Genomic DNA, 23,858 nt, shown 5'->3' on the forward strand with positions numbered 1-23,858 from the left:
GGTAAAGACGCTCCCACAGGAACCGCACCGCTCTCAAGTGATGCGCAATACCTGTGGGAGCAGGCTTGCCCGCGAAGCAGGCGGCGCGGTTATTTGGCTACCGCGTTCTTGGCCAGGATGGCGTTGGCCAGATCCATATCAGAGGCTTCGAGGCCTGGGTTTTCAGCGCGCACCTGCTGCAGCGCCTGTTCCAGGAACGGCCCACGAATTGCGCCCTCGCTGGCGACGAAGCTACCGGCGTCATCCTGCGCCGCGAGTACCAGCTTGTGATCGTGCGAAGTGATATAGCTCGACGCGGTGGTCGCGCCGGAGGTCATTACGTTACGCCAGAAGGTATCGGCCATGGCAGAGCCAACAGGCAGCGAAAGCAGGGCAGCCGCTGCAATGGCGGTTTTGAGACGCATGATGAAACACCTCGAAGGGTGAGGGTTGGAGATGGCCGCTTTGATCCAGTAAAACGGGCGCAAGTTCCTTGAATACATGGGTTTTTTGCTCAAGAGCAGACCCGCAATACCTCCTCGGGGCGGGTCAGCCCACGGGCCGCTTTTGCCTCCCCGCAGCTGCGTAAATCCTGTAACCCGTCGGCTAGAGCCTGGCGCTGCAGTTCTGCCAGGTCGGTGCTGGCGCTTATTCGTGCACGCAGGCTCTCGCTCGGGATCAGCAATTCGAACAAGCCTGTGCGACCACGGTAGCCGGTACCCCGACAGACCTGGCAAGGATCGCTCGATGGGAGGCCCTGGCACGTGTCGCACAACAAGCGCACCAGGCGTTGGGCCATGACCCCGCCCAGGGTCGCGCGGATCAGGTAGTCGGCCACGCCCAGCTCCAGCAGGCGGGTAATGGCGCTACAGGTGTCAGTGGTGTGCAGGGTCGAAAGCACCAGATGACCGGTGAGCGCAGCCTGAACTGCCACCAGTGCAGTCTCGCGGTCGCGAATTTCGCCGATCATGATGATGTCCGGGTCCTGGCGCAGCAGGGCGCGCACGCCATCGGCAAAACCCAGGCCCAGGGCAGGCTGCACCTGCAACTGGTTGAACGCCGGCTCCAGTCGTTCGATCGGGTCTTCGATGGTGCATAGATTGACCTGTGGCGTAGCCAGTTGCTTGAGGCTGGCGTAGAGCGTGCTGGTTTTGCCGGAGCCGGTAGGCCCGGTGACCAGCAGCATGCCCTGGCGGCGCTGCAGCAGTGTTTGCCACTGGACCAATTGTTCGCCCTCCAGGCCCAACTGGTCGAAATTTTCCTGCAATTGCCGGGGGTCGAACAAGCGCAGCACCAGCTTTTCACCAAAGGGTGTAGGCAGTGTCGAAAGGCGCAGCTCCACCTCGCTGCCGCCTGGCAGGCTGCTCTTTACCCGGCCATCCTGCGGCCGGCGCTTTTCCGCAACATCCATGCGGCCCAGGTGTTTCAGGCGGCTGACCACGGCGAGCATGACGTTGGCCGGAAAGGTGTAGACCCTGTGCAGCAGCCCGTCGATGCGGTAGCGCAGGTGGCCTTGTTCGCGTCGCGGCTCCAGATGGATATCGCTGGCGCGTTGCTCGATGGCGTACTGCAGCAGCCAGTCGACGATATGCACGATGTGCGCGTCGTCTGCCGTGGCCTCCGCCTGACGCTTGCCGAGTTCAAGCAAGTGTTCCAGCTCGCCCAGGCTGGCGGCTTGCTGGTGCTGCGCACCTTGTACCGAGTGGGCCAGGCGAAACAGCGACTGGCCCAGTTGGCGGATTTGCAGCGGGCTGGCCAGTACGCGGCGGATTGGCTTGCCCAGGCTGCGAGCCAGGTCGGCCTGCCACAGCTGTTGACAGGGCTCGGCGCTGGCCACGGTGATGGCGTTGGCGTCGTTGGCCACGATCAGGATGCCGTGGCGTTGCGCGAAGGCGGGTGAGATCAGGCCATTGACCTGGGCCAGGTCGAGTTGCATGGGGTCGATACGCAGGTAAGGCTGGCCGACCTTTCCCGCCAACCACTGGCAGAGGGTGTCCAGATTCAGCCATTGACCGGGCTGACTGCGGTCTTCCAGGCCCGCGGCCGCGATGGTTTCAAGCGGGTGGTGAGCACTGTAGCGAGACGCCTGTTCGCGGACATGGCAGCAATCGTTGGCGTTCAGGTGCTGGTCGGCTTGCAAGGCATCCAGCAGGCTTTTGAGGTCGAGGGGTTGTTCGTTGGGGAGGAACATAACGGCGTCCGTGCCTTCGGGGGATCCTGATGCAAGGCTAGCCGCGCCAGGCTGGGCGAGGCGCGGCAAAGGTTGTCAGGATTTTGCGCCAGCGCAGGTCAGACCACCGCCAGCTCCAGGCGCGCCAGGTTTTCCAGGCTCACGTCCGCGACGCACACCAGGTTGCGCAGTTTTTGTGCAATCACCTCCGCCCGATGCCAGCTCAGCCCGCCGATACCGACTTCGATATCGAGCCAGTCATCCTGCTGGCGGACATGCACCCTGTGCGGCGTGAGGAACTGCAAGGCAAACAAGTTGAGCACCCGGCACAGGGTATCCGGCTCGGCTTCGGCCTGCAGGCGATAGCTTACGTTGCTGTGGCTGGCGCTGGCGGCCCAGGCATCGCTGCGGGGCAGTGGGCGTTCGAGTGCGTTCATGCTGGTCTCCGCAAAATATGGGAGAAATTTTTGCACGTCCGGGCCGGTATGTTTTCGCTATGATTCCATCAAAGTGCGGGTGCTGCCGATCATTCAATTCGAATAAGTGTGGTTTGGAGAATTATTCATGCAAGACGAACTGGATGCCTATGACCGACGCATTCTCGAACTCCTGCAAGAGGACGCATCGCTGTCCAGTGCGCAGATCGCCGATCGGGTAGGGCTGTCACAGTCCCCCTGCTGGCGCAGGATTCAACGCTTGAAAGAGGAGGGTGTGATCCGAGGGCAGGTGACCCTGCTGGATCGCAAGAAGGTCGGCCTTAATACGCAGATCTTCGCCGAGGTGAAACTGAACGCCCACGGCCGTTCCAACTTCGCCGAGTTCACCGAGGCGATCCGCGGCTTTCCGGAAGTGCTGGAGTGCTATGTGCTGATGGGGGCCGTGGACTTTTTGCTGCGTATCGTTACTTCGGATATCGAGGCTTATGAACGCTTCTTCTTCGAAAGGCTATCGAACGTGCCGGGTATTCAGGAAGTGAACTCGATCGTGGCGCTGTCGGAGATCAAGTCCACTACCAGCTTGCCACTATCGCGGTGAGGCCTTCGCGGGCTCGCCCGCTCCCACAGGATATCTACTGCCGCGAGGGCGGCGCAGTACCCGTGGGAGCGGGCAAGCCCGCGAAGAAGCAGATGCGGTATCAGGCCTTGAGCAAGTGCTTCCAGCCCCGGCTCTGATCCACGGCCCGAGCCTGCTCGATCCGTGCTTCCAGCACTTCGTCGCTGATCGGCAGTTCCGCCAGTTCATGCAGTTTTTTCATGTCGCCATACAGGCGGTCCATTTGCGGCGCTTCGAGCACTTGGCGGGCATGGTGCAGCCAGGCCAGCAGCTGTTCGATACGCGGCAGCTGTTCGGCGAGGTCTTCCGGGCGCTGGGTGTACAGCGGCAGCTTCAGCGAGCGGCCTTCTTCGCCCAGCAAGTGCGCCAGCCAGCTGGCCAGCTGCGCCTTGCCCTGGCGCTCGCCACGGCCCTTGCGCTCCACGGTCCAGGCACGGGCCAGCAGCCAACGCGAAGTTTCCAGGGAGAACTGGCCCCAGCGTACATCTTCGAGTTCTTCGATGAACTGCTCTGGCGCCGCACGGCGGATGTCTTCGTCGTCATTGCCGGCCTGCACCAGCGGACGCCAGTCTTCCAGCAGCGCATCGAGGCTGGCGCGCAGTTCGCGGGTGGTGGCGCGTGGCGCGGCCTGGCCCAGGCTGGCAACCAGTGCGCGCAGTTCGGCCAGGCACTGAACCCAGTCTTGCAGCAGGCGCCAATGGCCATTGTGGCGGTACTGCTCGGCCAGCCGCTGGCTGCTGCCCAGCAGCTGCCAGGCGAGCGCGGTGAACGCGTCGTCCACAGCCATTTCGGCGTTTAGTTCGGTGGAAGGCAGGCCCAGCTCGTAGCTGTCCGGCTCCAGCAGGCGGTAGCCGCGCTCGGCCTTGCTGATATCGCACGGCATCAGTGGCAGGCTCGCGGCCAGCTCTGCGGCCAGCTCCAGCAGCGCTTCAGGGGCGCCTTCGCGCAGTTCCAGTTCCACCTCGCTGATCTCTTCCTTGCGCTTGCCGGCAATCACGAAGCCCTGGTCCAGCGCGGCCTCGATCACGACCTTGCTCTTGCCGCGGCCCCAGCTGATCTCGGCGTATTCGCGGGTGAAATCGGTTGTGAACAGCGGCTTTATGGTTTTCTTGTCCAGCTCGGCCAGTTGCTCGGGCCAGCAGGTGGCGTCGAGTTTTTTCAGGTCGAGCTTGACCTTGTCCAGGTGCCATTCGTATTCGTTGCGTTCGGACAACCCCGCGACGCTCTGGCCGCGGCATTTCAGGGTCTGGATGACTTCTTCGCCGTCACGGCGCAGACGCAGGGCGACACGGGCGGCGGAGAGGTCGCGCTCGGGGGTGTCGAAGTACTGGTTGAGCAGCTCGCGAGTCTGCCAGCCGGACTTGTTGCGCTTTTTCAGCAGAGGGTGTTCACGCAGTGCGGCCAGGGTATCGCGGCTGGCGCGGAGCTTGAGTTCGGTTTCTTTGTGCATCACAGGCTCGAAGGAGGGGCGTCGTTGCAGGGCAGTCTACAGGAGTCGGCCGCCAACGGTTTATTCCAGACGGCGGATAGTCCTATGATGGGCAACGCTTCCGAGGAGTATGCGCATGCCGTTGCCGACGCTGAAAGACCAGTTTGCCGCCTTGATCGCCGCGCCCTCGGTCAGTTGCACCCAAGCCGCCCTGGACCAGTCCAACCGCCAGGTCATCGACCTGCTGGCCGGTTGGCTGGGTGATCTGGGCTTCCGTTGTGACCTCCAGCAGGTCAGCCCTGGCAAGTTCAACCTGTTGGCTAGCCGCGGTATCGGCCCCGGTGGCCTGGTGCTGGCCGGTCACAGTGACACGGTGCCCTACGATGAACAGCTGTGGTCCAGCGACCCGCTCAAGCTCACTGAGGTTGATGGCCGCTGGGTGGGCCTGGGCAGCTGCGACATGAAAGGCTTTTTCGCCTTGGTCATCGAGGCGGTGATCCCGCTGCTGGAGCACGACTTCAAGCAGCCGCTGCTGATCCTCGCCACCTGTGATGAAGAAAGCTCCATGTCTGGCGCTCGCGCTCTGGCTACCGCTGGCCAGCCACTCGGCCGCGCGGCGGTGATCGGCGAGCCCACGGGCTTGCGGCCGATCCGCATGCACAAGGGCATCCTCATGGACCGCATTGACATCCTCGGGCGCAGCGGCCATTCGTCCGACCCGAGCCTGGGCCATAGCGCGATGGAGGCCATGCATGAGGTGATGGGTGAGTTGATGGGGCTGCGCCGGCAGTGGCAGGCGACCTTCAGCAACCCGCAGTTCACCGTACCCACGCCAACCATGAACTTCGGCTGCATCCATGGCGGTGACAACCCCAACCGCATTTGCGGCCAGTGCGCCCTGGAGTTCGACCTGCGCCCCCTGCCAGGCATGGATGTCGAACAGCTGCGCGCCGCCATCCGTGGCAAGTTGCAGCCGGTGGCCGAGCGTCATGAGGTGCGTATCGACTACGCTCCGCTGTTCCCTGAGGTGCCACCGTTCGAGCAGGCCGCCGATGCCGAACTGGTGCAAGTGGCCGAGCGCCTCACCGGCCACCGCGCCGAAGCGGTAGCATTCGGTACCGAAGCGCCTTATCTTCAGCAGCTTGGTTGCCAGACCATCGTACTGGGCCCTGGCGACATTGCCTGCGCCCACCAGCCTGGCGAATACCTTGAAATGTCACGAATCGAGCCTACCGTGCGTCTATTGCGTGACCTGATCCGGCATTATTGCCTGAGCTAAACGTCCACCCTGTTGATTCGTTCTTGCCTAGAGGAGACCGCGCGTGACCGCAAGCCTGTTCCGACGATGATCCTGAACGCCGTGTCATTCACCGTTCTCCGTCCACTTTATCCACAGGCCCTGTCATGCCCGAATACGTCAACTGGCTGCGTCATGCCTCCCCCTACATCAATGCCCATCGCGATTGCACGTTCGTGGTCATGCTTCCCGGCGATGGGGTTGAACACCCGAATTTCGGCAATATCGTCCACGACCTGGTGCTGCTGCACAGCCTGGGTGTGCGCCTGGTGCTGGTGCATGGTTCGCGCCCGCAGATCGAAAGCCGCCTCGCGGATCGGGGCCTGACCCCACATTACCACCGGGGCATGCGCATTACCGATGCCGCCACCCTGGACTGCGTGATCGACGCTGTCGGCGCCCTGCGCCTGGCCATCGAGGCGCGCCTGTCGATGGACATCGCTGCCTCACCGATGCAGGGTTCACGCCTGCGCGTGGCCTCCGGCAATCTGGTCACGGCGCGGCCGATCGGTGTGCTCGAGGGGGTGGACTACCACCACACCGGCGAAGTGCGCCGGGTCGACCGCAAGGGCATCAGCCGCCTGCTCGACGAGCGCTCCATCGTGCTGCTGTCGCCACTGGGCTATTCGCCGACCGGAGAAATCTTCAACCTGGCCTGTGAAGACGTTGCCACTCGCGCAGCCATCGAACTGGGCGCCGACAAGCTGCTGCTGTTCGGCGCCGAGCCCGGGCTGCTGGACGAAAACGGCAATTTGGTGCGTGAGCTGCGCCCGCAGCAGATCGCTCCTCACCTGGCGCGCCTGGGCAGCGATTACCAGGGCGAACTGCTGGATGCAGCCGCCGAGGCGTGCAAAGGTGGCGTGGCGCGTAGCCACATTGTCAGTTATGCCGAGGATGGTGCGCTGCTGACCGAGCTGTTCACCCGTGAGGGTAGCGGTACGCTGGTGTCGCAGGAGCAGTTCGAAGTGGTGCGCGAGGCGACCATCGACGATGTCGGTGGCTTGCTGGAGTTGATCAGCCCGCTGGAAGAGCAGGGCATTCTGGTGCGTCGTTCGCGTGAGGTGCTGGAGCGTGAGATCGAACAATTCAGCGTGGTCGAGCGTGAGGGCATGATCATCGCCTGTGCGGCGCTGTATCCGATTGCCGAGTCGCAGGCGGGTGAACTGGCGTGCCTGGCGGTGAACCCGGAGTACCGCCATGGCGGGCGCGGGGATGAGCTGCTTGAGCGCATCGAGGGGCGGGCGCGGCAGATGGGGTTGAATACCCTGTTCGTGCTTACCACGCGCACGGCACACTGGTTCCGTGAACGCGGGTTTGCGCCTAGCGGCGTGGAGCGCCTGCCGGCGGCGCGGGCTTCGCTGTACAACTACCAGCGCAATTCGAAGATTTTCGAGAAATCCCTATAAGCCTGTGCCGCAGCCTCTGTGGGAGCGGCCTTGTCGCAAAAGGGCCGCAAAGCGGCCCCGGCGATTTCAGCTTGATGCACAAATCTTGGGGGCGCTTCGCACCCCAATCGCGACGCAAGGCCGCTCCCACAATGGGGGCGGCGTTTTTGTTTACACGGTATGCAGATACCAGTTGTACTCGAGGTCGGAGATCGAGTGCTCGAACTCCTCCAGCTCGCTCTCCTTGCACGCGACGAAGATGTCGATGTACTTCGGATCGATGTACTTGTTCAGGATCTCGCTGTCGTCCAGCTCGCGCAGGGCATCGCGCAGGTTGTTCGGCAGGCTTTGCTCCAGCTGTTCGTAGGAATTGCCTTCGATGGGCGCGCCTGGCTCGATCTTGTTGGTCAACCCATGGTGCACGCCCGCCAGCACCGCAGCCATCATCAGGTACGGGTTGGCGTCGGCGCCGGCCACGCGGTGCTCGATACGGACGGCATCGGCAGAGCCGGTCGGCACGCGCAGGGCCACGGTGCGGTTGTCCAGGCCCCAGCTCGGTGCGTTCGGCACGTAGAACTGCGCACCAAAGCGGCGGTACGAGTTGACGTTCGGGCAGAGGAAAGCCATGGATGCGGGCAGGGTCTCGAGCACACCGCCGACAGCGTGACGTAGCGCGGCGTTCTGCTCGGGATCCTCGCTGGTGAAGATGTTGTTGCCATCTTTGTCCAGCACGGAAATGTGCACATGCAGGCCGTTGCCAGCCTGGCCCGGGTAGGGCTTGGCCATGAAAGTGGTGTCCATTTCATGGTCGTAGGCAATGTTCTTGATCAACCGCTTGAGCAGTACCGCGTAGTCACAGGCCTTGAGCGGGTCGGCAACGTGGTGCAGGTTGACTTCGAACTGCGCCGGGGCGCTTTCCTTGACGATGGCGTCAGCCGGAATGCCTTGCTCTTTCGCGCCTTCCAGGATGTCCTGCAGGCAGTCGGCATATTCGTCGAGGTCGTCGATCAGGTACACCTGGGTCGACTGTGGGCGCTTGCCCGAAATTGGCGAGCGTGGCGGCTGCGGGCGGCCGTTCACGTTCTCCTGGTCGATCAGGTAGAACTCCAGCTCGAACGCGGCGCAGATGGTCAGGCCCATATCGGTGAACTTGCTCACCACCTGACGCAGCACTTCGCGCGGGTCGGCGAAGAACGGCTCGCCCTCCAGTTCGTGCATGGTCATCAGCAGCTGCGCGGTCGGGCGCTTTTGCCATGGCTCATTACAGAGCGTGTCGGGGATTGGATAGCAGATGCGGTCAGCATCGCCGATGTCCAGGCCCAGCCCGGTGCTTTCGACGGTGGAACCGTTGATGTCCAGGGCGAAGAGGGAGGCCGGCAGGTTGATGCCTTTCTCGTAAACCTTGTGGAGGCTGGTGCGCTCAATGCGCTTGCCACGCACCACACCATTCATATCTGCAATCAGAAGGTCAACGTAGAGAACCTCAGGATGTTCCTTAAGGAACGCGTTCGCTTCGTTAAGCTGAACGGCACGCGGGGGTACCGACATGATGCAACACCTTTGTTGTTAAAAATATCAATCAAGGGGGGCTTGCTGGACCAGTCAATCGAAAAGACAAACTGATGTCAAGCCAACCCCATGATGCCTCGAAATGGCACATCGACGGCAGATTTGCTGCATATCGGGGCATGCCATTATCCGCTATTTCCCACGCAAAGGGCTATCTCCGACCGGCCGTGTTTTATTTTTTACGGAGGTGTTGTGTAAAAAAATTAACAAGGCTAAGCTCGGACTCAACCCAGAACACAATAATACGAGGGTCACATGGTCCGCTTGTCGCGACCTGAATGCGCTGCCTGCGCAGTGCAGTCGGGTATCCCTGCCGTTCCCGCACGCATCAGTCGAGCTGTGGCCCGCATGGCCGCAATAATTGACGCTTTGCGTACCCGGACCAAACCTCGTAACGCTTTTTCGTTGCTCTTCTCGTATCCCTGCCCTTTGACACCACTACGGACACGCTTGTTTTCAGTGTATCCACAGTGCGCCTGCGCGTGGGTTTTTGCTTTAGCCATCTACTCCATCCAGAATCAGGGCGCGGACCACCTTACCTCCTGAGGTATTTATGAGTAACAACCTCGACCAGCTCACCGAATGGTTGAAAGAGCACAAGATCACCGAAGTCGAATGCCTGATCAGCGACCTGACCGGCATCACCCGCGGCAAGATCTCGCCGACCAACAAATTCATCGCTGAAAAAGGCATGCGCCTGCCCGAAAGCGTGCTGCTGCAGACCGTGACCGGCGATTATGTCGACGATGACATCTATTACGACCTGCTCGACCCGGCCGACATCGACATGATCTGCCGCCCTGACCAGGACGCCGTGTTTCTCGTGCCGTGGGCCATCGAGCCGACCGCCCAGGTGATCCACGATACCTACGACAAGAAAGGCAACCCGGTCGAACTCTCACCGCGCAACGTCCTGAAGAAAGTTCTGAAGCTCTACGCTGACAAGGGCTGGCAGCCTATCGTCGCGCCGGAGATGGAGTTCTACCTGACCAAGCGCAGCGAAGACCCGGACTTCCCGCTGCAGCCGCCGGTTGGCCGCTCGGGCCGCCCGGAAACCGGTCGCCAGTCGTTCTCGATCGAAGCCGCCAACGAATTCGACCCGCTTTTCGAAGACGTCTACGACTGGTGCGAACTGCAGCGCCTGGACCTCGACACGCTGATCCACGAGGACGGCACGGCACAGATGGAAATCAACTTCCGTCACGGCGATGCCCTGCACCTGGCCGACCAGATCCTGGTGTTCAAGCGCACCATGCGCGAGGCCGCGCTCAAGCACAACGTGGCCGCCACCTTCATGGCCAAGCCGATGACCGGCGAGCCGGGCAGCGCCATGCACTTGCACCAGAGCGTGGTCGACGTGACCACTGGCAAGAACATCTTCAGCAATGAAGACGGCAGCATGAGCGAACTGTTCCTGCACCACATCGGTGGCCTGCAGAAGTTCATCCCCGAGGCGCTGCCGCTGTTTGCCCCCAACGTCAACTCGTTCCGCCGCTTCCTGCCTGACACCTCGGCGCCAGTGAACGTCGAGTGGGGTGAGGAAAACCGCACCGTCGGCCTGCGCGTACCGGATGCCGGCCCGCAGAACCGTCGCGTCGAAAACCGCCTGCCAGGCGCCGATGCCAACCCTTACCTGGCCATCGCCGCCAGCCTGCTGTGCGGCTATATCGGCATGGTCGAGGGCATCGAGGCCAGCGCGCCAGTCCAGGGCCGTGGCTACGAGCGCCGCAACCTGCGCCTGCCGCTGACCATCGAGGACGCCCTCGAGCGCATGGAAAACAGCCGTGCGCTGGTGCAGTACCTGGGCAAGAAGTTCATCACCGGCTACGTCGCCACCAAACGCGCCGAGCATGAGAACTTCAAGCGCGTCATCAGCTCCTGGGAGCGTGAGTTCCTGCTGTTCGCTGTCTGATCAACCCTGAGGCCGCGGGTGCGGCCGCCGGAAAATGGAGAGGCACATGAGCGTCAACAACCCGCAAACCCGTGAATGGCAGACCCTGAGCGGCGAGCACCACCTTGCACCCTTCTCTGACTACAAACAGCTGAAGGCGAAGGGGCCGCGCATCATCACCAAGGCGCAGGGTGTGCATTTGTGGGACAGCGAGGGGCACAAGATCCTCGATGGCATGGCCGGCCTGTGGTGTGTGGCGGTCGGCTATGGCCGTGAAGAGCTGGTGCAGGCGGCGGAACGACAGATGCGCGAGCTGCCGTACTACAACCTGTTCTTCCAGACCGCTCACCCGCCAGCGCTGGAGCTGGCCAAGGCGATCACCGACGTGGCGCCTGAAGGCATGACCCATGTGTTCTTCACCGGCTCCGGCTCCGAAGGCAACGACACCGTGCTGCGCATGGTTCGCCATTACTGGGCGCTGAAGGGTAAGCCGCATAAGCAGACCATCATTGGCCGCATCAACGGTTACCACGGTTCCACCTTCGCGGGTGCGTGCCTGGGTGGCATGAGCGGCATGCACGAGCAGGGCGGCCTGCCGATCCCGGGCATCGTGCACATTCCGCAGCCGTACTGGTTCGGTGAGGGCGGCGACATGAGCCCCGACGATTTCGGCGTGTGGGCGGCCGAGCAGCTTGAGAAAAAGATTCTGGAGGTGGGCGAAGACAACGTCGCCGCCTTTATCGCCGAGCCGATCCAGGGCGCCGGTGGGGTGATCATTCCGCCGGAAACCTACTGGCCGAAGGTCAAGGAGATCCTGGCCAAGTACGACATCCTGTTCGTCGCCGACGAGGTGATCTGTGGCTTTGGCCGCACCGGCGAGTGGTTCGGTTCCGACTACTACGACCTCAAGCCTGACCTGATGACCATTGCCAAGGGCCTGACCTCTGGTTACATCCCCATGGGCGGCGTGATCGTGCGCGACAAGGTGGCCAAGGTGATCAGCGAAGGTGGTGACTTCAATCACGGCTTCACCTATTCCGGCCACCCGGTGGCGGCTGCGGTGGGCCTGGAAAACCTGCGCATCCTGCGCGACGAGAAAATTGTCGAGAAGGCGCGTACGGAAGCGGCACCGTATTTGCAAAAGCGTTTGCGTGAACTGCAGGACCACCCGCTGGTGGGCGAGGTGCGCGGCCTGGGCATGCTCGGCGCGATCGAGCTGGTCAGGGACAAGGCTACCCGCAGCCGTTACGAGGGCAAGGGTGTTGGTATGGTCTGCCGCAACTTCTGCTTCGAGAACGGCCTGATCATGCGTGCGGTCGGTGACACGATGATCATCGCGCCGCCGCTGGTGATCAGCCATGCAGAGATCGACGAGTTGGTGGAAAAGGCGCGCAAATGCCTCGACCTGACCCTCGAAGCGATCAATTGATCACCTGCTAGGCTAGCGATGTGACATTAAGTCGTTACAAGGCCCTGCTTTCCTTGAAACAGAGCCTTGTAACTTGCCAGACTAGCGGCTGTTTCAGTTGCCGCGCGCTCTGCACCGTGGGTTCTGGCTGCTGAACAGATGGCTAAATAAAAATTCTGGAGCATTACGCATGAATAAAATGGGCAAGACGTTGCTGGCCGCCGCCCTGATGGGTGCCATGGCTACCGCTGTTCAGGCTGACGACAAGGTGCTGCACGTCTACAACTGGTCGGACTACATTGCCCCGGACACCGTGGCCAACTTCGAGAAGCAGACGGGCATCAAGGTCGTCTACGACGTCTTCGACAGCAACGAGACCCTCGAAGCCAAGCTGCTGGCTGGCAAGTCGGGCTACGACATCGTCGTGCCGTCCAACAACTTCCTGGCCAAGCAGATCAACGCTGGCGTCTACCAGGAGCTGGACCGTTCCAAGCTGCCCAACTGGAAAAATCTCGACCCGGCCCTGCTCAAGGCCGTTGGCGACGCCAGCGACAAGGACAACAAGCACGCCTTCCCGTACATGTGGGGCTCGATCGGTATCGGCTATAACCCGGAGAAGGTCAAGGCCGCGCTGGGCGTGGACAAGATCGATTCGTGGGACGCTGTGTTCAAGCCCGAGAACATCGCCAAGCTCAAGAGCTGCGGCGTGAGCTTCCTCGACGCGCCAACCGAGATGATCCCGGCCGCGCTGCACTATCTGGGCCTGCCGAGCGACAGCACCAAGAAGGAAGACCTGAAAAAGGCCGAGGAGCTGTTCCTCAAGATTCGTCCTTCGATCACCTACTTCCACTCCTCCAAGTACATCTCCGACCTGGCCAACGGCAACATCTGCGTGGCAGTCGGGTACTCGGGTGACATCGAGCAGTCCAAGGCCCGCGCCCACGAGGCGGGTGACAAGGTCAAAGTGAGCTACACCATTCCGAAAGAAGGCGCCGGTACCTTCTACGACATGGTCGCCATTCCGAAAGATGCCGAGAACGTCGAAGCAGCTTACAAGTTCATGGACTATCTGATGACGCCCGAAGTAATGGCCTCTATCACCAACGCCGTGCGCTTCCCGAATGGCAACCAGGCAGCTACCCAATTCGTCGACAAGGCGATCACCAGCGATCCGGCGATCTATCCGTCCGATGAAGTGAAAGCCAAGCTGTACGCCATCAAAGCACCAGATAAAGCTGCGCAACGTGACATCACCCGTAGCTGGACCAAGATCAAATCGGGCAAATAACCCCCGATGCGTGACCTCTGGGCCGGGGTTTCCCGGCCCGGAGCCTGTGAATGGCAATTGATGATTGCGGCAACGAAGCTGCGCAGGTAAGTTGCGCGCCGGTTTTGTGTGCGCGGCAGCGCTTGTACCGATAAGCACGCCGTCACCGAGGCACTGATTGTGAGGACCACCCACTTGTCTATTTCTGTACTACGCAAGGCCTTGATGGCTGGAGCGGGCCTGACGCTGGCATGCAGCGTCCAAGCGGCGCCTACGGTGCACTTCTACAACTGGTCGGACTATATCGGCCCGAACACCCTCGCGGACTTCGAAAAGGCAACGGGTATCAAGCCCGTGCAGGACGTTTTCGATTCCAACGAAACCCTGGAAGGCAAACTGCTGGCCGGCAACACCGGCTATGACGTGGTGGTGCCGTCCAACCATTTCCTCGGCAAGCAGATCAAGGCGGGCGCTTTCCAGAAGCTCGACAAGCACCTGCTGCCCAACTATTCCAATCTCGACCCGGCGCTGATGAAGCGCCTGGAAAAGAACGACCCGGGCAACCAGTACGCCGTGCCTTACCTGTGGGGCACCAACGGCATCGGTTACAACGTCGACAAGGTCAAGGCCACGCTGGGTGTGGACACCATCGACTCCTGGGCCGTCCTGTTCGAACCCGAGAACATGAAGAAGCTATCCAAGTGCGGCGTGGCCTTCCTCGACTCGGCGGATGAAATGCTCCCGGCGGTGCTCAACTACATGGGGCTCAACCCCAACAGCACCGACCCCAAGGATTACGCCAAGGCCGAGCAGAAACTCCTGGCCGTACGCCCGTACGTGACCTACTTCCACTCGTCCAAGTACATCACCGACCTGGCCAACGGCGACATCTGCGTCGCGGCAGGCTTTTCGGGTGATGTGTTCCAGGCCAAGGCCCGCGCTGAAGAAGCGAAAAAGGGCGTGAACCTGGCCTACGCCATTCCCAAGGAAGGCGGCAACCTCTGGTTCGACGTGCTGGCGATCCCCAAGGACGCCAAGAACGTCAAGGAGGCCCACGCCTTCATCAACTATTTGCTGAAACCTGAGGTTATCGCCCAGGTCAGTGATTACGTCGGTTACGCCAACCCGAACCCCAAGGCTGGCGACCTGATGGACCAGGCCGTGAGGACTGACGCTGCGGTTTACCCACCGCAGGAAGTGCTGGACAAGATGTTCGTGAACTCAGAGTTGCCGCCCAAGGTGCAGCGCCTCATGACCCGTAGCTGGACCAAGGTCAAGTCGGGCAAGTAATCATCCAGACCCGCTGCGGTACCTGGAACACAGGCCGCGCGGGCACAAAAATCTTGTTGGGAGTTTCACTCATGGCAGTTGCCTCCGGTGCCTATAAAAAAGCCCTCGAGGGTGGCCAGCAACCCAAGCAGGTGCTGGTCAAGATCGACCGGGTTACAAAAAAATTCGACGAAACGGTCGCCGTGGACGATGTGTCCCTGGAAATCCGCAAAGGCGAGATCTTCGCCCTGCTGGGTGGCTCCGGTTCCGGCAAATCGACCCTGCTGCGTATGCTGGCCGGCTTCGAGCGCCCGACTGAGGGGCGGATCTTCCTCGACGGCGTCGACATCACCGATATGCCGCCGTACGAGCGGCCGATCAACATGATGTTCCAGTCCTACGCGCTGTTCCCGCACATGACCGTGGCGCAGAACATCGCCTTCGGCCTGCAGCAGGACAAGATGCCCAAGGCCGAGATCGACGCCCGCGTGGCCGAGATGCTCAAGCTGGTACACATGACCCAGTACGCCAAGCGCAAGCCACACCAGCTCTCCGGTGGCCAGCGCCAGCGGGTGGCCCTGGCCCGCTCCCTGGCCAAGCGCCCCAAGCTGCTGCTGCTCGACGAGCCGATGGGCGCACTGGACAAGAAACTGCGTTCGCAGATGCAGCTGGAACTGGTGGAAATCATCGAGCGCGTAGGGGTGACCTGCGTGATGGTGACCCACGACCAGGAAGAGGCCATGACCATGGCCCAGCGCATCGCCATCATGCATTTGGGCTGGATCGCCCAGATCGGCTCGCCGGTGGATATCTACGAGACCCCGACCAGCCGCCTGGTGTGCGAATTCATCGGTAACGTCAACCTGTTCGAAGGTGAAGTAGTCGACGACGCCGAAGGCCACGCGATCATCGCCAGCCCGGAGCTGGAGCGCAAGATCTACGTCGGCCACGGCATCACCACTTCGGTGGAAGACAAGCACATCACCTACGCCCTGCGCCCGGAAAAGCTGCTGGTGACCACGACTCAGCCAGACTTCGAACACAACTGGTCACGTGGCAAGGTCCACGACATCGCCTACCTGGGCGGCCACTCGGTGTTCTACGTCGAGCTGCCAAGCGGCAAGATCGTTCAGTCGTTCGTCGCCAACACCGAACGCCAGGGCGCTCGCCCGACCTGGGGCGATGAAGTGTACGTGTGGTGGGAAGACGACAGCGGCGTGGTACTGCGGTCATGAAACCTCGCAAGCTCAAGCGAGCCTTCCAGCGCCTTATCCCGGAGGGGCGGCACCTGGTGATCGGCGTGCCGTTCATCTGGCTGTTCCTGTTCTTCATGCTGCCGTTCTTCATCGTGTTGAAGATCAGCTTCGCCGAAGCCGACGTGGCGATCCCGCCGTATACCGAGATCTACACCTACGTCGAAGACAAGATCCAGTTGGTGCTCAACCTGGCCAACTACGGCCTGTTGACCGAGGATGAGCTGTACATCTCGGCCTATCTGGGCTCGTTGAAGATGGCCTTCTTCAGCACTCTGCTGTGCCTGCTGATCGGCTACCCGATGGCCTACGCCATTGCCAACGCCAAGAAGGAGACGCAGACAGTCCTGCTGCTGCTGATCATGATGCCGACCTGGACTGCGATCCTGATCCGCGTCTATGCCTGGATGGGCATCCTCAGCAACAACGGGCTGCTCAACGGCTTCCTGCTGTGGACCGGTTTGATCGATCAGCCGTTGCAGATCCTCAACACCAACCTGGCGGTGTACATCGGCGTGGTCTATTCGTACCTGCCGTTCATGATCCTGCCGCTGTTCGCCAACCTGGTGAAGCACGACCCGAGCCTGCTCGAAGCGGCTTCGGACCTGGGGTCTAGTACCTTCAACAGCTTCTGGAAAATCACCGTGCCGCTGTCGAAGAACGGCATCATCGCCGGCTGCATGCTGGTGTTCATCCCGGTGGTGGGCGAGTTCGTCATTCCTGAGCTGCTTGGCGGCCCGGAAACCCTGATGATCGGTAAAGTGCTGTGGCAGGAATTCTTCAACAACCGTGACTGGCCGGTGGCATCCGCCCTGGCGGTGGTGATGCTGGCGATCCTGATCGTGCCGATCCTGCTGTTCAACCGCAGCCAGGCCAAAGAAATGGAGGGCAGGGCATGAAGCGTTTCAGTTTTTCCAAGCTGATGCTGGTGCTCGGCTTGCTGTTCATCTACCTGCCAATGCTGATCCTGGTGATCTACTCGTTCAACGCCTCCAAACTGGTGACGGTGTGGGGTGGCTGGTCGGTGAAGTGGTACGTCGGCCTGCTCGACAACACCCAGCTGATGGGTTCGGTGATGCGCTCGCTGGAAATCGCCTGCTACACGGCAGTGGCTGCGGTGGCGCTGGGTACCCTGGCCGCTTTCGTGCTGACCCGGGTCACCCGCTTCAAGGGCCGCACGCTGTTCGGCGGCCTGGTCACCGCACCGCTGGTAATGCCCGAAGTGATCACCGGTCTTTCGCTGTTGCTGCTGTTCGTGGCCATGGCACAGATGATCGGCTGGCCACAGGAGCGTGGCATCGTCACCATCTGGATCGCTCATACTACGTTCTGTGCGGCGTATGTGGCGGTAGTGGTGTCGGCACGCCTGCGCGAGCTGGACCTGTCGATCGAGGAAGCGGCGATGGACCTGGGTGCCAAGCCGTGGAAGGTGTTCTTCCTGATCACCATCCCGATGATCGCGCCATCGCTGGCGGCGGGCGGCATGATGTCGTTCGCCCTGTCGCTGGACGACCTGGTACTGGCGAGCTTCGTGTCCGGCCCAGGTTCGACCACCTTGCCCATGGAAGTGTTCTCGGCAGTGCGCCTGGGCGTGAAGCCTGAGATCAACGCCGTGGCCAGCCTGATCTTGCTGTCGGTGTCGCTGGTGACCTTCTTTGTCTGGTTCTTCAGCCGCCAGGCCGAAGAGCGTCGGCGCAAGGCGATCCAGCAGGCGATCGAAGAGGGTGCGGCGGCCAACGCCTCGCAGCCACAGGTCAAGCGCCCGACGCAGGTGGCTGCGTCGGCCTGACCCGGCCCTTTCGCGGGCACGCCCGCTCCCACAGGTACAGCACAGGTTTCAAGGCCTGCGCCCTACCTGTGGGAGCGGGCAAGCCCGCGAAGGCCCCAGCACCGGTTTAAAGCCATACAGCATCCCAATGTGGAAAGTCCCTGATACTCCTGACCAATCCAGCCCTTAAAGGATTGGCCACAATGTACCGGGCTACATGCACCACATTTTCCTCCCGCCACAACGCATGATCATGGTAGCCCGGTTGCCATATCGGCTTGTGCCTGACACCTGCCTTGAGCAACGCAATGGCTGTGCGTGATTTGAACTTGCGCATCAGCGTGCCCAATGTCACTTCTTTCAGCTCGACCAGCCAGTGCAGGTGGTCTGGCATCACTACCCAGGCCAACGACCGGCAGTCCTGAATGTCATCTGACACCCGCAGATGTTTGACCACCAGGCGAGCATGGTCGAAGTCATGGAACAGTGGCAGCCGCAGGTGTGTTTTGGTGGTCAGCATGTAGAGCCTGCCAGGCTCGGAAAAGCGCCCACGGCGTAACAGGTGGGATTCGGCTAGCGGCATTGTGATCTTCCTTGAAATTGAACCTCCCGTTGAAAGGTAGCGGCTGGAGCGGGGTAGCCGAGTGGCTGATGGTTTCTGGATATGGCTGAAGCGCGTGATTCGGCTGTGGCGGCCCTTTCGCGGGCTTGCCCGCTCCCACAAGTACCGCGCGAGTTTTGGAGCCTGCGCTCTCCCTATGGGAGCGGGCGTGCCCGCGAAGAGGCCCGCACAGCCGCTGAAAATGCCGAACTGATCCCGATCAGTGCCGTTTATCGAACCCTGAACTACGCTGACAGTCGCATCCCAAGAATCATTTGCGCGCAAAGCAAGGAGCCTGCATGACGTTGATGCGCCCACTGTCGGTCGTTTGCCTGGGGCTGCTGTATTTGCTCACCGGCTGCAGCAAGGAAGAGGTCCCCGAGACCCTGCCTCGGGTGGGTGTGCAACAGGTTCAGCCCACCGATTTCGCAGCCAGGGTCACCCTGACCGGCGACGTGCAGGCGCGGGTGCAGACCGACCTGTCGTTCCGCGTCGGCGGCAAGATCATTTCCCGTAGCGTCGATGTCGGTGACCACGTCAAGGCCAACCAGGTGCTGGCGCGGCTCGACCCGAAAGACCTGCAGAACAATGTCGACTCGGCCAAGGCCGAGGTGTTCGCGGCGCAAGCGCGGGTCACCCAGGCCAGCGCGGCCTTTGTCCGCCAGCAAAAATTGCTGCCCAAGGGCTACACCAGCCAGAGCGAATACGATTCCGCCGAAGCTGCGCTGCGCAGCAACCAGAGCGCGCTCAAGGCTGCCCAGGCAGAGCTGGCCGATGCCAATGAGCAGCTGAGCTACACCGCGTTGGTGTCCGATGCCGATGGCGTGATCACCGAGCGCCAGGCCGAGGTGGGGCAGGTGGTGCAGGCGACCATGCCGATCTTCAGCCTGGCCCGTGACGGCGACCGCGATGCGGTGTTCAACGTCTACGAATCGCTGCTGGTGGCGCCGCCCAGCGACGCTGGGGTCATCGTCAGCCTGCTGGATGACCCCAAGGTCCAGGCTCACGGCTTTGTCCGTGAAATCACCCCCACCGTGTCGGCGCAAAGCGGCACCGTGCAGGTCAAGGTGGCACTGAAGGATGTGCCGCCAGACATGCAGTTGGGCGCGCCGGTCACTGCCAGCACCAATGCGGTGGGGCGGCCCAGCGTCGAGCTGCCATGGTCGGCATTGACCAAGGCGCTGCATGAGCCAGCAGTCTGGGTGGTGGACGAGGGCGACAAGGTCGAACTGCGCAAGGTCGAGGTCAGCCGTTATCTGACCGGCAAGATCGTGGTTGCCAGCGGCCTGAAGGCCGGTGAAACCGTGGTGGTGGTCGGTGGCCAGCTGCTGCACCCGGGCATGCAGGTGCAGAAGGTCGATGCCAAGGCCCAGGGAGGTGAGCTATGAAGCGCCTGCTGCTGATACTGTCGGCCGGCATGCTGCTGGCCGCCTGCGGTAGCGAGGAGGAAGCGCCCGAGCCGATCCGGCCGGTGCTGTCGGTCAAGGTGGAACCACAGATGCAATCGCAGCTGGGCCGCTTCGCTGGCCTTATCGAGGCGCGCTTCGAAAGCACCTTGGGCTTCCGGGTTGGCGGGCGCATCGCCCGGCGTTGGCTGGATGTGGGCGCCCAGGTCAAACCGGGCGATACCCTGGCCACGCTCGACCCCACCGACCAGCAGAACCAGCTGCGTGCCGCCGAAGGCGACCTGGCCAAAGTGCAGGCGCAGTGGATCAACGCCCAGGCCGATGCCCGCCGCCAGCAGCAGCTGTTTGACCGCGGCGTCGGGGCCCAGGCCCAGCTGGATATTGCCCAGACCAACCTGAAAACCACCAGCGCCGCGCTTGAGCAGGCGCGCTCGGCGCTCAGCCAGGCCCGCGACCAGCTCGACTACAGCACCCTGCGCAGCGACCACGCGGCAGTCATCACCGCCTGGCAGGCCGAAGCCGGGCAGACCGTCACTGCCGGCCAGGCCGTGGTGACCCTGGCGCGGCCGGATGTGAAGGAAGCGGTGATCGACCTGCCAATCGGCCTGGCCGAGCAACTGAACAAGGGCCTGACCTTCACCGTTGCGTCGCAGCTCGACCCAACCATCAACACCACCGCCACCCTGCGCGAGCTGGAGCCGCAGGCGGACGCGACGACACGGACCCGCCGCGCGCGCCTGACCTTGGCCAGCACCCCGCCGGCCTTCCACCTGGGTACCGCGATCAGCGTGACCCTGAGCTCTGAAGTGAGCCCGCGCAGCGAGCTGCCGCTCAGTGCCTTGCTCGAGCGTGATGGCAAGACCCAGGTCTGGGTGATCGACACCCAGCAGAAGACCGTGGGCACCCGTGACGTCACCCTGATCGACCGTACTGCCGACAGCATCGTCCTGGCTTCGGGCGTGCAGCCGGGCGAGCGTGTGGTAACGGCGGGCGTGAACAGCCTCAAGCCTGGCCAGAAGGTCACCTTCGACGAGGATGCGCAATGAAAGGAAGCTTCAACCTGTCCGAATGGGCGCTCAAGCATCAATCGTTCGTCTGGTACCTGATGTTCGTCGGCCTGCTGATGGGCATTTTCTCGTACTTCAACCTTGGCCGTGAGGAGGACCCGTCGTTCACCATCAAGACCATGGTGATCCAGACCCGCTGGCCGGGCGCGACCCAGGACGAAACCCTCTACCAGATCACCGACCGTATCGAGAAGAAGCTCGAAGAGCTGGACTCCCTCGACTACACCAAGAGCTACACCCGCCCGGGCGAATCCACGGTGTACGTGTACCTGCGCGACACCACCAAGGCCAAGGACATCCCGGAAATCTGGTACCAGGTGCGCAAGAAGATCCAGGACATCCGCGGCCAGTTCCCGCAGGGTATCCAGGGGCCCGGGTTCAACGACGAATTCGGCGACGTGTTCGGTACGATCTACGCCTTCACCGCCGACGGCCTGACCCTGCGTCAGCTCCGGGACTACGTGGAACAGGCGCGGGCCGAAGTGCGCGATGTGCCCAACATCGGCAAGATCGAGTTTGTGGGTACCCAGGACGAAGTGCTGTACCTGAATTTCTCGACCCGCAAGCTGGCGGCCCTGGGCATCGACCAGCGCCAGGTCATGCAGGCACTGCAACAGCAGAACGCGGTGACCCCGGCCGGGGTGATCGAAGCTGGCCCCGAGCGCATTTCGGTTCGCACCACCGGGCAGTTCGCCTCGGAAAAGGATCTGCAGACCGTCAACCTGAAGATCAACGACCGCTTCTTCCGCCTGGCCGACATCGCCGACATCCAGCGCGGCTACGTCGACCCACCGTCACCGATGTTCCGCTACAACGGCCAGACCGCCATCGGCCTGGCCATCGGCATGAAGGCCGGCGGCAACATGCAGGTATTTGGCGCGGCGCTGAAAAAACGCATGGACCGGGTGGTTGAGGACCTGCCGGTCGGCGTTGGCGTCCACACCGTGTCGGACCAGGCCGTGGTGGTCAAGCAGGCAGTCGGCGGCTTCACCAGCGCGCTGTTTGAAGCGGTGGTGATCGTGCTGGCGGTGAGCTTTGTCAGCCTCGGCATGCGCGCCGGCCTGGTGGTGGCCTGCTCGATTCCGCTGGTGCTGGCGATGGTGTTCGTTTTTATGGAATACAGCGGCATCACCATGCAGCGGATTTCGCTGGGTGCGCTGATCATCGCCCTCGGCCTGCTGGTGGATGACGCGATGATCACGGTCGAGGTGATGGTCACCCGCCTGGAAATGGGCGAGAGCAAGGAGCAGGCGGCCACGTTCGCCTATACCTCGACGGCATTCCCCATGCTGACCGGCACCCTGGTAACGGTGGCCGGCTTCGTGCCGATCGGCCTCAACGCCAGTTCTGCCGGCGAGTACACCTACACCTTGTTCGCGGTCATCGCCGTGGCCTTGTTGGTGTCGTGGATCGTGGCCGTGTTCTTCGCCCCGGTGCTGGGTGTGCACATTCTCAGCAGCAGCAAGCTCAAGGCCCACGAGGCCGAGCCCGGGCGGGTCGGCAGGGCGTTCGAAGGGGGGCTGGTGTGGTGCATGCGCCATCGCTGGCTGACGATCATCGGCACCATCCTGCTGTTTGCCTTGTCGCTGTTCAGCATGCGCTTCGTGCAGAACCAGTTTTTCCCCTCGTCGGACCGCCCGGAGATTCTGGTCGACCTCAACCTGCCGCAAAACGCCTCGATCGAAGAGACGCGCAAGGTGGTCGACCGCTTCGAGGCGCGCATCAAGGACGACCCCGACCTGGTGCACTGGAGCACCTACATTGGCCAGGGCGCCATCCGTTTCTACCTGCCGCTCGACCAGCAGCTGCAGAACCCGTATTACGCGCAGCTGGTGATCGTCAGCAAGGGCTTCGAAGAGCGCCAGGGCATGATGGAGCGCTTGCAGAAGATTTTGCATGAAGAGTTCGTTGGCATCGGCACCAACGTGCAATCGTTGGAAATGGGCCCGCCGGTGGGCCGGCCGATCCAGTATCGGGTCAGCGGTGCCAGTATCGACGAGGTGCGCAAGCATGCCATCGACCTGGCTACCTTGCTCAACCAGAACGAGCATATCGGCGAGATGATCTACGACTGGAACGAGCCCGGTAAGGTGCTGCGCGTGGAAATCGCCCAGGACAAGGCGCGCCAGCTGGGGCTGTCGTCGGAAGACGTGGCCAATGTGATGAACAGCATTGTCAGTGGCGTGAATATCACCCAGGTCAACGACAACATCTACCTGGTCAACGTTGTCGCCCGCGCCGAGGACAGCGAGCGCGGTTCGCCCGATACCCTGCAGAACCTGCAGATCCTCACCCCCAGCGGTACCTCGATACCGCTGCTGTCGTTCGCCACCGTGCGTTACGAGCTGGAGCAGCCGCTGGTGTGGCGTCGTGACCGCAAGCCGACCATCACCATCAAGGCCTCGGTCAACGGCGATATCCAACCCACCGACCTGGTGGCCCAGCTGAAACCGAACATCGACGAGTTCGCCAGCAAGCTGCCGGTCGGTTACGAAGTGGCCACTGGCGGTACGGTGGAGGAGAGCGGCAAGGCCCAGGGGCCGATCCGCAAGGTCATTCCGTTGATGCTGTTCCTCATGGCGACCTTCCTGATGATCCAGCTGCACAGCGTGCAGAAGCTGTTCCTGGTGGTCAGCGTGGCACCGCTGGGGCTGATTGGCGTAGTGCTGGCGCTGGTGCCGACGGGCACGCCGATGGGCTTTGTGGCGATTCTCGGTATCCTCGCGCTGGCGGGCATCATCATCCGTAACTCGGTGATCCTGGTGACCCAGATCGACGAGTTCGAAGCGCAGGGCTACTCCCCCTGGGATGCGGTCATGGAGGCCACCAACCATCGGCGCCGTCCCATCTTGCTGACGGCGGCGGCGGCTAGCCTCGGCATGATCCCGATAGCCCGCGAAGTGTTCTGGGGGCCGATGGCCTATGCCATGATTGGCGGCATCATCAGCGCAACGCTGTTGACGCTGCTGTTCCTGCCGGCGCTGTATGTGGCCTGGTACAAGATCCGCGAGCCTGAGCACACAACCAAGCCCCAACACTGAACCCT

At 62.1% G+C, this 23,858-nt stretch carries 19 protein-coding genes; 13 read left to right on the forward strand and 6 right to left on the reverse strand.

All coding sequences use genetic code 11. The features are described 5' to 3' along the window. Window positions 1–89: 89 nt before the first annotated feature. From CQW31_RS10415 to CQW31_RS10425, 3 genes are all read right to left on the reverse strand, one after another. The gene (locus CQW31_RS10415) at window positions 90–404 is read right to left on the reverse strand and encodes a DUF2388 domain-containing protein (protein WP_054883887.1); all 315 of its coding nucleotides are present in this window, start codon (window positions 402–404) and stop codon (window positions 90–92) included. 89 nt (window positions 405–493) lie between these two features. Beyond that, window positions 494–2,170 carry a GspE/PulE family protein gene (locus CQW31_RS10420; protein WP_099814425.1) on the reverse strand — a complete coding sequence of 559 codons (1,677 nt, stop codon included), beginning with the start codon at window positions 2,168–2,170 and terminating at the stop codon, window positions 494–496. Between the two features lie 98 nt (window positions 2,171–2,268). After that, window positions 2,269–2,586, reverse strand: coding sequence for a hypothetical protein (locus tag CQW31_RS10425; protein ID WP_099814426.1), 318 nt, complete (start codon window positions 2,584–2,586; stop codon window positions 2,269–2,271). A 127-nt stretch (window positions 2,587–2,713) separates the two neighbouring features. On the opposite strand from CQW31_RS10425, the gene CQW31_RS10430 reads away from it, so the two are divergent. After that, window positions 2,714–3,184 carry an Lrp/AsnC family transcriptional regulator gene (locus CQW31_RS10430; protein WP_099814427.1) on the forward strand — a complete coding sequence of 157 codons (471 nt, stop codon included), beginning with the start codon at window positions 2,714–2,716 and terminating at the stop codon, window positions 3,182–3,184. 100 nt (window positions 3,185–3,284) lie between these two features. Here the strand turns inward: CQW31_RS10430 and CQW31_RS10435 are convergent, their stop codons facing one another. Next, window positions 3,285–4,652 carry a CYTH domain-containing protein gene (locus CQW31_RS10435; RefSeq protein WP_099814428.1) on the reverse strand — a complete coding sequence of 456 codons (1,368 nt, stop codon included), beginning with the start codon at window positions 4,650–4,652 and terminating at the stop codon, window positions 3,285–3,287. 115 nt (window positions 4,653–4,767) lie between these two features. On the opposite strand from CQW31_RS10435, the gene argE reads away from it, so the two are divergent. Beyond that, entirely contained in the window at window positions 4,768–5,910 is a 1,143-nt protein-coding gene (argE, locus tag CQW31_RS10440; protein ID WP_099814429.1) for an acetylornithine deacetylase, read from the forward strand. Window positions 5,911–6,035: 125 nt separating this feature from the next. Continuing rightward, window positions 6,036–7,334 carry an amino-acid N-acetyltransferase gene (argA, locus tag CQW31_RS10445; protein WP_099814430.1) on the forward strand — a complete coding sequence of 433 codons (1,299 nt, stop codon included), beginning with the start codon at window positions 6,036–6,038 and terminating at the stop codon, window positions 7,332–7,334. Between the two features lie 150 nt (window positions 7,335–7,484). Here argA and CQW31_RS10450 read toward each other — a convergent pair whose 3' ends face one another. Further along, the gene (locus tag CQW31_RS10450; RefSeq protein WP_014592784.1) at window positions 7,485–8,861 is read right to left on the reverse strand and encodes a glutamine synthetase family protein; all 1,377 of its coding nucleotides are present in this window, start codon (window positions 8,859–8,861) and stop codon (window positions 7,485–7,487) included. Window positions 8,862–9,435: 574 nt separating this feature from the next. On the opposite strand from CQW31_RS10450, the gene CQW31_RS10460 reads away from it, so the two are divergent. The 7 genes from CQW31_RS10460 (at window position 9,436) to CQW31_RS10490 (ending at window position 17,759) form a co-directional block, all read left to right on the forward strand. Further along, window positions 9,436–10,794 (forward strand): glutamine synthetase family protein, encoded by a 1,359-nt coding sequence (locus CQW31_RS10460; protein WP_099814431.1) that lies wholly within the window; start codon window positions 9,436–9,438, stop codon window positions 10,792–10,794. A 46-nt stretch (window positions 10,795–10,840) separates the two neighbouring features. Next, window positions 10,841–12,202: an aspartate aminotransferase family protein gene (locus CQW31_RS10465; protein WP_099814432.1), complete on the forward strand. Its 1,362-nt coding sequence runs from the start codon at window positions 10,841–10,843 to the stop codon at window positions 12,200–12,202. Window positions 12,203–12,371: 169 nt separating this feature from the next. Beyond that, window positions 12,372–13,469: a polyamine ABC transporter substrate-binding protein gene (locus tag CQW31_RS10470; RefSeq protein ID WP_099814433.1), complete on the forward strand. Its 1,098-nt coding sequence runs from the start codon at window positions 12,372–12,374 to the stop codon at window positions 13,467–13,469. Window positions 13,470–13,643: 174 nt separating this feature from the next. Continuing rightward, the gene (locus CQW31_RS10475) at window positions 13,644–14,738 is read left to right on the forward strand and encodes a polyamine ABC transporter substrate-binding protein (RefSeq protein WP_054885464.1); all 1,095 of its coding nucleotides are present in this window, start codon (window positions 13,644–13,646) and stop codon (window positions 14,736–14,738) included. Between the two features lie 71 nt (window positions 14,739–14,809). Then, on the forward strand, window positions 14,810–15,952 hold the full coding sequence (locus CQW31_RS10480) for an ABC transporter ATP-binding protein (RefSeq protein ID WP_054885465.1): 1,143 nt from the start codon (window positions 14,810–14,812) through the stop codon (window positions 15,950–15,952). 35 nt (window positions 15,953–15,987) lie between these two features. Further along, entirely contained in the window at window positions 15,988–16,869 is an 882-nt protein-coding gene (locus CQW31_RS10485; RefSeq protein ID WP_176507617.1) for an ABC transporter permease subunit, read from the forward strand. Continuing rightward, complete coding sequence (locus CQW31_RS10490; RefSeq protein ID WP_054885467.1) at window positions 16,866–17,759, forward strand: ABC transporter permease subunit; 894 nt, start codon at window positions 16,866–16,868, stop codon at window positions 17,757–17,759. Before CQW31_RS10485 ends, CQW31_RS10490 begins: the two co-directional genes overlap by 4 nt. A 106-nt stretch (window positions 17,760–17,865) precedes the next feature. On the opposite strand, the gene CQW31_RS10495 is transcribed toward CQW31_RS10490, so the two are convergent. Next, the gene (locus CQW31_RS10495) at window positions 17,866–18,321 is read right to left on the reverse strand and encodes a transposase (protein ID WP_099814434.1); all 456 of its coding nucleotides are present in this window, start codon (window positions 18,319–18,321) and stop codon (window positions 17,866–17,868) included. Between the two features lie 317 nt (window positions 18,322–18,638). Between CQW31_RS10495 and CQW31_RS10505 the strand changes: the two genes are divergently transcribed. From CQW31_RS10505 to CQW31_RS10515, 3 genes are read left to right on the forward strand one after another with little or no spacing between them, the layout of a single operon-like run. Beyond that, window positions 18,639–19,727: an efflux RND transporter periplasmic adaptor subunit gene (locus CQW31_RS10505; protein ID WP_099814435.1), complete on the forward strand. Its 1,089-nt coding sequence runs from the start codon at window positions 18,639–18,641 to the stop codon at window positions 19,725–19,727. Beyond that, window positions 19,724–20,791 (forward strand): efflux RND transporter periplasmic adaptor subunit, encoded by a 1,068-nt coding sequence (locus tag CQW31_RS10510; protein WP_099814436.1) that lies wholly within the window; start codon window positions 19,724–19,726, stop codon window positions 20,789–20,791. The genes CQW31_RS10505 and CQW31_RS10510 overlap by 4 nt, the downstream gene beginning before the upstream one ends. After that, window positions 20,788–23,853, forward strand: a complete 3,066-nt coding sequence (locus CQW31_RS10515) for an efflux RND transporter permease subunit (RefSeq protein WP_099814437.1) — start codon at window positions 20,788–20,790, stop codon at window positions 23,851–23,853. The genes CQW31_RS10510 and CQW31_RS10515 overlap by 4 nt, the downstream gene beginning before the upstream one ends. Window positions 23,854–23,858 lie beyond the last annotated feature (5 nt).

The sequence above is a fragment of the Pseudomonas sp. 382 genome (genome assembly GCF_002759075.1).
Taxonomy (GTDB): Bacteria; Pseudomonadota; Gammaproteobacteria; order Pseudomonadales; family Pseudomonadaceae; genus Aquipseudomonas; species Aquipseudomonas vlassakiae.